The organism is Stenotrophobium rhamnosiphilum (assembly GCF_003052265.1).
GTDB lineage: Bacteria > Pseudomonadota > Gammaproteobacteria > Nevskiales > Nevskiaceae > Stenotrophobium > Stenotrophobium rhamnosiphilum.
Genome location: NZ_QANS01000001.1, coordinates 729,204 through 740,897 on the forward strand (window position 1 = coordinate 729,204; position 11,694 = coordinate 740,897).

14 protein-coding genes are annotated in these 11,694 nt (G+C 55.9%); 13 read left to right on the forward strand and 1 reads right to left on the reverse strand.

What is annotated here, in order from left to right; genetic code table 11:
* Positions 1 to 7: 7 nt before the first annotated feature.
* From CJD38_RS03275 to acpS, 6 genes are read left to right on the forward strand one after another with little or no spacing between them, the layout of a single operon-like run.
* The gene (locus CJD38_RS03275) at positions 8 to 391 is read left to right on the forward strand and encodes a DUF4845 domain-containing protein (RefSeq protein WP_107938846.1); all 384 of its coding nucleotides are present in this window, start codon (positions 8 to 10) and stop codon (positions 389 to 391) included.
* Positions 388 to 1,074 (forward strand): ribonuclease III, encoded by a 687-nt coding sequence (gene rnc / locus CJD38_RS03280; protein ID WP_107938847.1) that lies wholly within the window; start codon positions 388 to 390, stop codon positions 1,072 to 1,074. Before CJD38_RS03275 ends, rnc begins: the two co-directional genes overlap by 4 nt.
* A complete protein-coding gene (gene era, locus CJD38_RS03285) occupies positions 1,067 to 1,957 on the forward strand; it encodes a GTPase Era (protein ID WP_107939018.1) in 891 nt (296 codons plus the stop codon). The genes rnc and era overlap by 8 nt, the downstream gene beginning before the upstream one ends.
* Before the next feature lie 7 nt (positions 1,958 to 1,964).
* On the forward strand, positions 1,965 to 2,666 hold the full coding sequence (recO, locus tag CJD38_RS03290; protein ID WP_107938848.1) for a DNA repair protein RecO: 702 nt from the start codon (positions 1,965 to 1,967) through the stop codon (positions 2,664 to 2,666).
* Positions 2,663 to 3,445, forward strand: a complete 783-nt coding sequence (gene pdxJ / locus CJD38_RS03295) for a pyridoxine 5'-phosphate synthase (RefSeq protein ID WP_240783509.1) — start codon at positions 2,663 to 2,665, stop codon at positions 3,443 to 3,445. The genes recO and pdxJ overlap by 4 nt, the downstream gene beginning before the upstream one ends.
* Positions 3,446 to 3,452: 7 nt before the next feature.
* Positions 3,453 to 3,836 carry a holo-ACP synthase gene (gene acpS, locus CJD38_RS03300; protein WP_107938850.1) on the forward strand — a complete coding sequence of 128 codons (384 nt, stop codon included), beginning with the start codon at positions 3,453 to 3,455 and terminating at the stop codon, positions 3,834 to 3,836.
* 12 nt (positions 3,837 to 3,848) lie between these two features.
* On the opposite strand, the gene CJD38_RS03305 is transcribed toward acpS, so the two are convergent.
* The gene (locus CJD38_RS03305; RefSeq protein ID WP_107938851.1) at positions 3,849 to 6,122 is read right to left on the reverse strand and encodes a response regulator; all 2,274 of its coding nucleotides are present in this window, start codon (positions 6,120 to 6,122) and stop codon (positions 3,849 to 3,851) included.
* Between the two features lie 48 nt (positions 6,123 to 6,170).
* On the opposite strand from CJD38_RS03305, the gene cysM reads away from it, so the two are divergent.
* Genes cysM through CJD38_RS03340 form a run of 7 tightly spaced genes read left to right on the forward strand, consistent with a single transcriptional unit; the run spans position 6,171 to position 11,636 of the window.
* Entirely contained in the window at positions 6,171 to 7,073 is a 903-nt protein-coding gene (gene cysM / locus CJD38_RS03310) for a cysteine synthase CysM (RefSeq protein WP_107938852.1), read from the forward strand.
* A gap of 5 nt (positions 7,074 to 7,078) precedes the next feature.
* Positions 7,079 to 8,413: a 23S rRNA (uracil(1939)-C(5))-methyltransferase RlmD gene (gene rlmD / locus CJD38_RS03315; protein WP_107938853.1), complete on the forward strand. Its 1,335-nt coding sequence runs from the start codon at positions 7,079 to 7,081 to the stop codon at positions 8,411 to 8,413.
* Positions 8,413 to 8,898, forward strand: coding sequence for a CYTH domain-containing protein (locus tag CJD38_RS03320; protein WP_107938854.1), 486 nt, complete (start codon positions 8,413 to 8,415; stop codon positions 8,896 to 8,898). Before rlmD ends, CJD38_RS03320 begins: the two co-directional genes overlap by 1 nt.
* Positions 8,882 to 9,358 (forward strand): L,D-transpeptidase, encoded by a 477-nt coding sequence (locus CJD38_RS03325; protein WP_107938855.1) that lies wholly within the window; start codon positions 8,882 to 8,884, stop codon positions 9,356 to 9,358. Before CJD38_RS03320 ends, CJD38_RS03325 begins: the two co-directional genes overlap by 17 nt.
* A complete protein-coding gene (nagZ, locus tag CJD38_RS03330) occupies positions 9,342 to 10,319 on the forward strand; it encodes a beta-N-acetylhexosaminidase (protein WP_240783510.1) in 978 nt (325 codons plus the stop codon). The genes CJD38_RS03325 and nagZ overlap by 17 nt, the downstream gene beginning before the upstream one ends.
* A gap of 1 nt (position 10,320) precedes the next feature.
* Positions 10,321 to 10,872: a hypoxanthine-guanine phosphoribosyltransferase gene (locus tag CJD38_RS03335; RefSeq protein WP_107938857.1), complete on the forward strand. Its 552-nt coding sequence runs from the start codon at positions 10,321 to 10,323 to the stop codon at positions 10,870 to 10,872.
* Entirely contained in the window at positions 10,869 to 11,636 is a 768-nt protein-coding gene (locus CJD38_RS03340; RefSeq protein WP_107938858.1) for an S-methyl-5'-thioinosine phosphorylase, read from the forward strand. The genes CJD38_RS03335 and CJD38_RS03340 overlap by 4 nt, the downstream gene beginning before the upstream one ends.
* Positions 11,637 to 11,694: the final 58 nt, after the last annotated feature.

The window sequence follows — 11,694 nt, forward strand, 5'->3', positions numbered from 1 at the left end:
TGGGGCAATGAATCATTCACAAAAGAGACAACGCGGCCTTGGCATGTTTGGGCTTCTGTTTGTTTTCGCGGTGATCGGCTTTACGGCGATGCTTGTGATGCGCTGCTGGCCGATTTACTTGAACCAAATGAAGATCGCAAAAGCGATCCACAACGTTTCTCAGGATGCTGGCGTTGCTAGCGCGCAGGACAGCAGTGCGCTGTTACGTCCCTTGGAGCGTTTCTGGGATATCGACAGCATCGACTATCTTGATTACAAGAAGGTCAAACTGATTCGCAGTGACCGTGGTCGCTCGATTTCATATGCCTACGAGGCGCGCACGCCTTTGTTTTCGAATATCTCGCTGGTGCTGACGTTTGAAGATACCGTGCCTGTAGCAGCGTCTGAATGAGTGATTTGCTTCAACGTTTGTGTCGCAGGCTGGATTATCAATTCAAGAATCCAGCGCTGCTGACGCAGGCTTTAACGCACCGCAGTTTTGGTGCGCAGAACAATGAACGCCTGGAGTTTCTGGGCGACGGCCTGATCAACTTTGTGATCGGTGCTGAGCTTTATGACAAGCAGATTCGTGCAGAAGAAGGCGCGTTGTCTCGTTTGCGCGCCAGCCTGGTTCGCGAAGAAACGATGGCGCTGATTGGACGCGAGCTGGAGCTTGGCGAGGTATTGCACCTTGGTGAGAGCGAGCTGAAAAGCGGCGGGTACCGTCGTGATTCCATTCTTGCGGATGCGCTGGAAGCGGTTATTGGCGCAGTGTTTCTTGATACCGGTTTTGATGCCGCTCGCAAGGTCACACTGCATGTGTATGCCGCGTTTCTGTCCAACTTACCGGACCACGAGACGCTTAAAGACGCCAAGACCCGTCTGCAGGAAGTTTTACAGGCGCAATCCCGAGCGCTGCCCGTTTATGAGGTGCTGTCCGAATCTGGCCCGCCCCATAAGCGCGAATTCGTAGTACGTTGTTCGCTGTCTGATGCCGTGGAAACGACACAGTCAGCCGGTCCCAGTCGCCGTATCGCCCAGCAACGTGCTGCAGCGATGATGCTGGAGAAACTTTCAGAGAATGCTCATGCGTAGCGGTATTGTTGCCATCATTGGCCGACCTAACGTCGGTAAGTCCTCACTGCTCAATGTCCTCGTTGGGCAGAAGGTCAGCATCGTCTCGCATAAACCGCAGACTACCCGCCATCGCATTCAGGGTGTGTTGCATCACCCAGATGGTCAGGTCGTGTTTGTCGACACGCCGGGTCTGCACATCGTTCAAAAGAAGGCGCTGAACCGTGCCATGAACGACACCGCAGCAGGTGCGATGCATGGCGTTGATTTGCTGTTGTTTGTCGTTGACTCAAGTCGTTGGACGGATGAAGACGAAGCTGTGTTGCAGCGTCTCAGCAACTTCGACACCCCAGTGGGTTTGGTCATCAACAAGATCGACAAGATTGTCGACAAGGAAAAGCTTTTCCCATTGCTGGAAAAGCTCGCTGCCAAGCGCAACTTTGCGTTTGTGATTCCGCTATCGGCACTGCGCAAATCCAATCTTGAAGGCTTGATCAAAGAACTCACCAGCCGCATGCCGGAAGGCGATGCGCTGTATCCGGAAGACATGATTGTTGGGCACGACACCAGCTTTGCTGTCGCCGAAATCATTCGCGAAAAACTGACGCGTAATCTGCATCAGGAATTGCCTTACGCATTGACCGTTCAGGTTCAGAAGTTTGAAGTCGACGGCAATATGGATCGCATCGAAGCCGTGATCATGGTCGAGCGCGAAGGCCAGAAAGCCATCGTGATCGGCGAGAAGGGCGCAACGCTGAAGGCTGTTGGCACCAGCGCACGTCGTGATATCGAACGCATGACTGAGCGCAAATGCTTCCTCAAACTCTGGTGCGCTGTGCGCGAGAACTGGAGTGACGACATGCACGCCCTGCGTCGCTTTGGTCTAAGCAACTCGGAAGAGTAAATCTGCGATGACCCGTGCCCGCGTGCAGTTGGAGCCGGGCTACATTCTCAACGCGCGTCCGTATAACGACACCAGCCTGCTGGTGGAAGCGTTCACCCGCGAGCATGGCCGCATTGGCTTTGTTGCGCGCGGTGCACGCGGACCCAAATCCAAAACCCGCGCTTTGCTGCAGCCTTTGCAGCCGCTATTGCTGAGTTGGACGCAGTCTGGAGAACTGGGTGGACTGACGGCTGTTGAAGCTGCAGGCCCATCGCTGCCGATTTCTGGCGAGCGTGTGTTCTACGGCTGGTACGTCAACGAGCTGATTCTCAAGCTGCTGCAACGCCAAGACCCACATCCAAGCCTGTTCGAAACCTATGCGCTGACGCTGACACAGTTGGCAGATAGCGACGCCGAACGCGCGCTACGGATTTTTGAGAAGAGACTGCTGGATGAGCTGGGCTATGGCCTGCAACTGCCCGATGATCTGGAGCCCGAGCTGCATTACCAATACGACTGGGCTGAAGGCCCGATACCCACAGTGCAGGGGCCATCAACCTTTCTGGGCGCGCATCTGATTGCGCTGGCGCAGGAAACGCTCGACAGTTCAGAGGCGCAGTCGCACGCTCGCCGACTGCTGAAGGCTGCGATCCAGAATCAGTTAGGTGGCAAGACGTTGGAGACTCCCGTCATGCTGCGACAGCTTCGCAGTTCATTACGAGTAAAATGAGCGCAGGTTTACCGGATATTTTTATGGCTACCCGCAATTCAAAGCGCAGCACGATTCGCCTCGGTGTAAACATCGACCATGTCGCCACCGTGCGGCAGGCGCGCGGCACGCCGTATCCAGATCCGGTGGAGGCCGCGCTGATCGCAGCGAGCAGCGGTGCAGACAGCATCACTATTCATTTGCGTGAAGATCGTCGTCATATTCAGGATCACGACGTCACGCGTTTGTTGGCTAAAAGTGCAGCGCCGACCAATCTTGAAATGGCAGTGACCAATGAAATGGTCGCGATTGCCGTGCGCGCCAAGCCACGCTTTGTGTGTTTGGTTCCAGAGCGTCGCGAAGAAGTGACGACTGAAGGCGGCTTGGATGTCGCAGGCAATGAAGCGCAGGTGACTGCTGCTTGCCAGCGTCTCGCAAAAGCGGGCATTGAAGTCGCACTATTCATTGATGCTGATCCACGCCAACTCGCTGCTGCAAAACGCACTGGCGTACCGCACCTGGAAATTCATACCGGCGCTTACGCTGATGCCAAAGGCAGCGCACGCGCTGCTGAGCTCAAGCGCATCGCTGCATTCGCACGTGCAGCGCACAAGGCTGGCATTGAAGTGCATGCTGGTCATGGATTGACCTTGGACAACGTCGCGCCGATTGCACAGATTCCAGAGATTGTTGAACTCAACATCGGCCACAGCATTGTGGCGCGTGCACTATTTGTGGGATTGCCCGCGGCCGTCGCTGAAATGCGTCGTGCGATGACTGAAGCTAGAAACGCAAAATGAGGCACCTATGATCTGGGGCATCGGGGTCGACATTCTGCGTCAGGAGCGCATCCAGAAAGTCTGGGATCGTCATGGCGAGAAGTTCGCAGACAAAATTCTTGGTGACGCTGAACGAGCAGAATTTGCGCTCAACCAGAAACCGGTCCGTTATTTGGCGATGGCCTTCGCTGCCAAGGAAGCATTCTCCAAAGCATTAGGTACGGGTTTCCGGGATGAACTGGGGTTTCGTGATGCCGGCGTCGTGCGTGAGGCCAATGGCAGACCGGTGCTCATTTACAGCCCAGTGTTGAAGGCACTCCTGAGCAGCAAAGGAATTAGCGGCGGGCACGTTTCGCTATCAGATGAAGGCGGAATGATCTGCGCGATGGTGGTGCTGGAGACGGCGAGCTAAGCGGTCTTTTTCTTAGCTGCTATAACTCAATCTGTTGTTGAGTTGATTCAATACTTGATCCAACGATGTGCGTATCTCGGCCAGCATTCCGGGCCAAACAGGATCATTTTGCAGGCTGTGTAACTGCAATAAATAAAGATCAAAAGCCGAAGTCACTTGCTTGAGCGTTGTCAGATGATAGAACGCAGCGGTGCCGCGTAATTGATGTGCAGCGTCACGCGAAGCGGTCAGATTGTTTTTGAACAAGGCATCTTCAAGTTCACGAATCTGAATTGGCAATTCTTCACGCAATAGCACCAGCATTTCAGGATCAGCCGTGAGCATTGCCGAAACGGGCGGTGGCGGTGCGACCAACTGAGGTGCCAGCGTACGTAAGAGTTCGCGTCCATCGAAAGGTTTTAGCAGTACGCCATCGGCACCCGCGGCTAACAAGGCTTTGCGCTCATCTGGTTCAAGGTGCGCGCTGATCACAATGATTCGACTGCGTAGCGTTCCGGGCACCGTCTCGGCGCGAATCGCGCGTACGCAATTGAGTCCATCGACCTCAGGCATGCGCGCATCAAGCAATACATATTCCGGTGCAGCGTTGCGCCAGTAGCGCAGGGTTTCGCGTCCATCGGCGGCTTCTTGCACGGTGAGTGCCAGTTCTCCGCAAAGCGTGGCGATGTAACGACGGTTGACGGCGTTGTTGTCGGCAATCAACACACGTCGTCCTGCCAGCGGTTGCTTCTGCGCGGGCTTGAGACTGGTGAGATTGACAAGCTCGCGGAACAGACCGAGCTGACTCACGGACTTCGGCAAGCAGTTGGCTGCGCCTGCTTCGCGAACGCGTGCATGCATATCAATTGAAGAAGATGCGATCAGCGCCAGCAGCGGTGGCTTGCGCCATGTGCAGCGTTGGAACGCGGCAAGATAATCAGGATCGTCGTGATCTTTTTCTTTCATGCCGACGATGACGACATCGGGGCTGCGCGTGGCGAGCGCAATGTTGAGCTCAGCAATGCTTTCAAAGCTGTGAACATGCATACCCCAAAACTCAAGCCAATGCGTTAAAGCCAAGCGCGCTGTGGCGTGCGGCTCCAACACCCAAGCTTGCCGCTCGCGCAAGTGAGGCTCGGCTGAAGTGGGCGCTGACGACGCTTCCGTGCTGCTGAACGGCAACATCACGCTGAAGGTTGAACCTTCGCCGACGATGCTTTTCATCTCAACATTGCCGCCCATCAGTTCCGCGAGTTTGCGCGTGATCGAAAGGCCCAAGCCGCTACCGCCAACGGTGCCGCTGGCTTGGTGAAAGGCTTGGAATAAATGGTTCTGTTGTTCGGGTGCGATGCCGACGCCGGTGTCGGTAACGCTAAAACTGACCCAGACTTTGTCCTGCTCATCGCGCTCACGTAAAACGCGCAACACGATGCCGCCGACGTTGGTGAACTTGATGGCGTTGGAGAGCAGATTGGTCAGGATCTGGCGCAGGCGTTGTGGGTCGCCACGCAGTTGCGTTGGAACGTCGTGATAAACGATGCGCACCAACTCCAGATCTTTGTCATAAGCCAGTGGGGCGAGCAGTGCGGTGATGTCTTCAACGGCTTCGTTGATATCCAGCTTGTCTTCGTTGAATTGCAGTTGTCCGGCTTCGATACGGCTCCAATCGAGCAGGTCGTTGATCATGCCCAGCATGCCGCGCGCGGATTTGCCAACAGTGGCGATATGCAACTCCTGCTCGCGACTGAGGCCGGAGCGGCGGATGAGGTCGGTATAGCCGAGGATCGCTGTGAGTGGTGTGCGTAGCTCGTGAGAGAGATTTGAAAATAGCTCTGCTTGGGCCGCGGCGGCTTTTCGTGACTCGGCCAGCGCGTTGCTCAGTTCCTCGTTCAAGGTTTGCAGGCGCTGCTGATCTTGTCGCAAATGAGACGTCATTTGCACGACGCTGCCGTCGATATGGTCTCGATGGGACTTCACCTGCTTACCGAGCATGTTGATTTGCTCCGCTAGCTGGCCAGTGGTGCCGTGGAAATAGTTGGGTACGCGTGCTTCCATGCGGCCCTGAGCCAGGTTACGGGCTGCGCGCAGCAAGTCCCGTTGCGGACGTCCGACACGGACCATGCCGATCATGGAAATGGCGATCGCCAACAGGGTAATGCTGAAGCAGATCGTCATCAGCTGGACGCTAAAGGGCGGCAGAACCCCTATCGCCATGCACAGCAGGGCGGTTCCTAGGCCAATCAAAACCGGCAAAAACAGCCATGGCCAGTTGTGAAAGCGCAGGTTCCAGATATTTTTAAGCTTCAAGGCCCATCCTGAGTCTTTCCTTGTCGGGCAAAAGGTTAAAATTGGGCTATGAACACGCCCAATAGCTATCGCAGTCTCGCCGATTTTATCGGTAATACGCCGCTGGTGAGGCTGACACGCCTGCCGGGTATCGGCAACAACACCTTGTTGGCCAAGCTGGAAGGCAACAATCCGGCCGGTTCGGTCAAGGATCGCCCTGCCTATTCGATGATCAGTCGCGCTGAAGAGCGTGGCGAGATCAAGCCAGGCGATACGCTGATTGAAGCCACCAGCGGTAACACCGGCATCGCACTGGCCATGGCCGCAGCGGTTAAAGGTTATCGCATGGTACTGATCATGCCGGAACATATGTCGGCAGAACGTCGCGCCGTGATGAAAGCATTTGGCGCAGAGATCGTGCAGGTCACCAAAGAGCAGGGCATGGAAGGCGCGCGCGATCTGGCGGATCAGATGCAGCTTGATGGCAAGGGCCGCGTGCTCGATCAGTTTGCGAATCCCGATAACCCACGCGCGCATTACGAAGGCACTGGCCCTGAAATCTGGCGCGATACCCATGGCGGCATCACGCACTTTGTGTCGTCGATGGGCACTACCGGCACCATCATGGGCACTTCGCGTTACCTCAAAGAAGTGAACCCGCAGATTCAGATTGTTGGCGTACAGCCAGACGGTGAGAGCAGCATCCCCGGTATTCGCAAGTGGCCAGAAGAATATCTGCCAAAAATATTTGATCAAAAGCGCGTCGATCGCGTGATTGAATCCAATAGCGAGAACGCTGAAAACACGATGCGCTTGTTGGCATCGAAAGAAGGCCTGTTCTGCGGTCCTTCATCCGGCGGTGCGGTGTGGGCGGCTTTGCAGATTTGCAAAGAAGTGGAAAACGCCACCATCGTTGCCATCATCTGCGACCGCGGTGATCGCTACATCTCGACTGGCGTGTTCCCGGACTAATTCAGTTGTCTAGAAAGAATCGCAGACAAAAGACGCTGCCCGTTGGCGAATTCAGCGCGGAAATCGTAGACCTGATTGCTGATGGTCGCGGCGTTGCGCGTATCAACGGTAAAGCTACGTTCATCGCCGACTCTCTGCCGGGCGAACTGGTGCGCTTCAAGTACACCCGCACCGGCCGTGATCTTGATGAAGGCCGCATTGTTGCCATCGACAAAGCTTCGCCTGATCGCGTCGAACCCAAGTGCGCACACTTTGGAATTTGTGGTGGTTGCTCGCTGCAACATCTGGCGCCTGAGAGTCAGATTGTCTTCAAACAAAAACAATTGCTGGAAGCGTTTGCACGTATTGGCAAGGTTAACGCTGAAGAAATCGTCGCGCCGATCACGGGCGCTGTCTGGGGTTATCGCCGCCGCGGCCGTTTAAGTGTGAAGCATGTATTGAAGAAAGGCGGCGTGACCTACGTTGGTTTCCGTGAGCGCGAAAGTGTGTTGCTCGCAGCGCTGGAGTCCTGTCATGTGTTGGATCCGCGTGTGGGCCTACGCCTGCAAGCGATGGCACGCATGATTGATCATCTCGATATTCGTTTGGCGCTGCCACAAATTGAAATCGCCGCAGCGGAGCATGTTGCCATGGTGATCCGCGTCAACGAGAAGCCGAGTGATGCTGATCTTGAGCGTCTGCGTCAATTTGCCGCGGATGAGGGCGTTGATCTTTATTTGCAGACGGGCGGACCGGAAACCATTACGCCGCTGTCAGCACCTGCACGCGTGTTGGATTACTCGCCAGACGGATCTGATCTAAAACTACGTTTTCAGCCCACCGACTTTATTCAGATTAATGGCTCGATCAGCCAGCAGATCGTGCGCCGCGCGATTGAATGGCTGGCGCCGCAGCCGGGCCAGCGTGTGCTGGAATTATTCTGTGGCCTTGGAAATTTCTCTGCGCCTCTGGCAAAGACGGGCGTTGAACTCGTTGCCGTCGAAGGCGAAGCGGGCCTTGTGCAACGCGCGCGTGAAAACGCCGAACGTCTGGGCTTAAAGATCCAATTCGATCAAGCCGATTTATTTACGCCGAGTGTCGATGCGCCGTGGATGCAGGGTCACTTTGATGCTGTGTTGCTTGATCCTCCGCGCAGCGGCGCAAAAGAAATGATGCCGCTGATTGCAGCCAAGAAACCCAAGCGCATCGTCTACGTGTCATGTCACCCCGGTACGCTGGCGCGCGATGCCGGTACGCTCGTCAACGAGCATGGCTATAAGCTGGTGCGTGCAGGCGTAATGGATATGTTTCCGCACACGGCGCATGTTGAAAGCATGGCGTTGTTCGAGAGAGTGAACTGATGGGCATTGAGATCGAACGCAAGTTTCTGGTGACTGGCGATGGCTGGCGCACTGAGGCAGCGCGCTCGCTAGAGATGCGTCAGGGCTATCTGGCGGGCGAGGGTGGTCGTGCTTCGGTACGTGTGCGTCTGGAAGGCACAGAAGCACGCCTCAATATCAAAGCTGCCGTCATCGGCGCTGCCCGTGCCGAATACGAATACCCGATGCCGGCTGACGATGCGCGCAAGATTTTGGAAACGCTGTGCGTTGGCACGCTGGAAAAAGTCCGCCATTACGTCGAACGCGAAGGTCTGACTTGGGAGGTTGACGAGTTTTTGGGCGTCAATGCGGGCCTGATCGTGGCCGAAATCGAGCTGGAATCGGTCGATCAGGCTTTTTCGCGCCCAGAATGGGTCGGACGCGAACTCACGGACGACCGGCGCTATTACAATCACTACCTCGCTATCCACCCTTATTCAACCTGGCCCGATGCGGATCGACATTGACCTGACCAAACAGCACATGCAGCTACGCGATGGTGATCGCGTGGTGGCGGAATATGCTGTGTCGACAGGTGGCAATGGTATCGGCGAAATCAATGGCAGCGGTTGCACGCCACGTGGCCGTCATATTGTTCGCGCCAAGATTGGCGCGGGTGCTCCAGCAGGATCAGTGATGGTGCGTCGTCGCCCTACTGGCGAAATCTGGACGCCGGAGTTGCACACAAAATTTCCGAAGCGCGATTGGATTCTCACGCGCATTCTGTGGCTGTCAGGCACGGAGCTGGGGCGCAATCGCCTGGGCTGCGTTGATACCTTCCGCCGCTATATTTATTTGCACGGTACACCGGACAGTACGCGCCTCGGCGCACCCGGTTCTAAAGGCTGCGTGCGTATGCGCAATGCCGACATCATCGAACTTTTTGACCGGATTCCGGTGGGGACAGAAGTTGACATCCACGAGTAAACAATCGACGCACCTTGGCCCGCTGATGGTGGACGTTGCTGGGCTAGAGCTGACTGCTGAAGACCGCGAGGTCTTAGCGCATCCGCTGGTTGGCGGCATGATTCTGTTCACGCGTAACTATCGTGATCCTGAACAGCTTGCAGCGCTGTGCAAAGAAATTCTCGCTGTTCCACGTAAGTCGCGCTTGCTGCTCGCAGTGGATCACGAAGGCGGCCGCGTGCAGCGTTTTCGCGTTGGCTTCACTCGCATCCCTGCAATGCGCACTCTGGGCAAACTTTGCGAAGAAGATTCTGCAAAAGCAAAAGACGAAGCGCGTCTACACGGTCTCACTATCGGGCAAGAGCTTTCGAGCTACGGCATCGACCTGTGCTTTGCCCCGGTGTTGGATCGCGACTTTGGCGTGAGCACGGTGATTGGTGATCGCGCTTTCGACAATCGTTGCTCAACCATCATTGAACTCGCACGCTCATTCCGCGAAGGTCTCAACGCAGCAGGTCTCGCTGCAACTGGCAAGCACTATCCGGGTCATGGCGCAGTCGCTGCGGACTCGCATCTTGAGCTGCCGGTTGATCGTCGCTCGATGGATGCACTGCAAGAAGATTTGGAACCGTTCGAAGCGCTGATCAAAGACGGCATTGAATCGCTGATGATGGCTCACGTGCGCTACACCTCGGTGGATCACACGCCAGCATCGTTGTCGAAAATTTGGATTCAGGATCTGCTGCGTAAGCGCTCAGGCTACGAAGGCGCCATCTTCTGTGACGACCTGAGCATGCACGGCGCTGCTGTTGTCGGCTCCATGGAAGAGCGCGCACGTATTGCACTGGATGCAGGCTGCGACATGTTGCCTGTGTGTAACGACCGCGCCAGCGTGCTTGGTTTGCTCGAATCGCTTAAAGATTTAAAGCCGCAGAAAGCGGCGAGTGATCGTCTGAAAAAGTTGTATCGCAAAGAGGCCTGAGATGGAACGTCACGCTGAAGCGCAGGATATTTTTAAGAACGCTGATTGCCTGCACGACGCTGCCGCAATCGCCGCTGCTTATGACCGCATGGCCGAAGCGATTCGGGTCCAGTACGAAGAAAAGAAGCCGCTGATTCTCTGCGTGATGATTGGTGGTTTGCACCCGACATCGGAAATCACACAGCGTCTCAAGTTTCCATTCCAGATCGATTATCTCCACGCCACGCGTTATCGCGGTGAGACCACTGGTGGCGGCTTGTTGTGGAAAGCGCACCCGGAAATTTCTGTGCGTGGTCGCGATGTGTTGGTGATCGACGACATTCTTGATGAAGGCCATACGCTGGCTGCAATCATCGAATCGCTGCAGAAGATGGAAGCCGCGAGCGTCAAAGTTGCCGTGCTGGCCGAGAAGATTCACGACCGCAAAGCGCCGGGCATTAAAGCGGATTTTGTGGGCGTCACCGTTGAAGATCGCTACGTCTTCGGCTGCGGCATGGATTACAAAAGTTACTGGCGTCAGCTGCCTGCAATTTATGCGGTGAAAGGTCTATGAGTACAACAATCGCCGTCATCGGCGGCACTGGCATGAATCAGTGGCCGGGCTTGGTGATCGAGAAGCGTCACGATGTCGATACGCCATATGGCAAACCATCAGCACCATTGCTGGAAGGCAAGGTCTACGGCGTGCGCGCGATTTTTCTCGCGCGTCATGGCGAGGGCCACAAGCTTCCGCCGCATGCGATCAACTATCGCGCCAATGCATGGGCGTTGCGTGAAGCTGGCGTAAAAAGTGTTGTTGCGATTGCAGCTGTCGGTGGCATCGCGCCATGGTTTCCACCTGCGGGCGTTGCCGTGCCGCATGATGTGATTGACTACACCTACGGCCGCGAATTCACTTATTCCGATGGCAGCGAAGGCTCTGAGCTTAAGCACGTCGAGATGACGGAACCGTACTCCGAGCGCGTGCGCCGCGAGTTGTTACACGGGGCATTGGCTGCGGGCATTGATATCGCTGAATCCGGTGTGATGGGCGTGACTCAAGGGCCGCGCTTGGAAACGACGGCGGAGATTCAGCGCATGAAGCGCGATGGCTGCGATATGGTCGGTATGACCGGAATGCCAGAAGCCTCACTCGCACGTGAACTGGGCCTTGATTACGCCTGCCTCGCACTCAGCGTGAACTGGGGCGCAGGCATCATGGGCAATGGCGACATTCATGCAGAGATTCATCAGTCGATAGAAATTGGTATGGGCAAGATTCGTGCGATCCTGTCACGTGCGCTGCCCGCTCTCGTCGCCAAGGACGAAGAAATGTAAGGTCGGTTTGACCGGCCTCCTACAGCTTGCAGCCTTTGAAGTGAAGCAAACGGAGATT

Bases quoted from the DNA above. Each gene is read 5' to 3' on its own strand.
- CJD38_RS03275 (WP_107938846.1), top strand. From the start codon at position 8: ATGAATCATTCACAAAAGAGACAACGCGGCCTTGGCATGTTTGGGCTT.
- rnc (WP_107938847.1), top strand. From the start codon at position 388: ATGAGTGATTTGCTTCAACGTTTGTGTCGCAGGCTGGATTATCAATTC.
- era (WP_107939018.1), top strand. From the start codon at position 1,067: ATGCGTAGCGGTATTGTTGCCATCATTGGCCGACCTAACGTCGGTAAG.
- recO (WP_107938848.1), top strand. From the start codon at position 1,965: ATGACCCGTGCCCGCGTGCAGTTGGAGCCGGGCTACATTCTCAACGCG.
- pdxJ (WP_240783509.1), top strand. From the start codon at position 2,663: ATGAGCGCAGGTTTACCGGATATTTTTATGGCTACCCGCAATTCAAAG.
- acpS (WP_107938850.1), top strand. From the start codon at position 3,453: ATGATCTGGGGCATCGGGGTCGACATTCTGCGTCAGGAGCGCATCCAG.
- cysM (WP_107938852.1), top strand. From the start codon at position 6,171: ATGAACACGCCCAATAGCTATCGCAGTCTCGCCGATTTTATCGGTAAT.
- CJD38_RS03320 (WP_107938854.1), top strand. From the start codon at position 8,413: ATGGGCATTGAGATCGAACGCAAGTTTCTGGTGACTGGCGATGGCTGG.
- CJD38_RS03325 (WP_107938855.1), top strand. From the start codon at position 8,882: ATGCGGATCGACATTGACCTGACCAAACAGCACATGCAGCTACGCGAT.
- CJD38_RS03335 (WP_107938857.1), top strand. From the start codon at position 10,321: ATGGAACGTCACGCTGAAGCGCAGGATATTTTTAAGAACGCTGATTGC.
- CJD38_RS03340 (WP_107938858.1), top strand. From the start codon at position 10,869: ATGAGTACAACAATCGCCGTCATCGGCGGCACTGGCATGAATCAGTGG.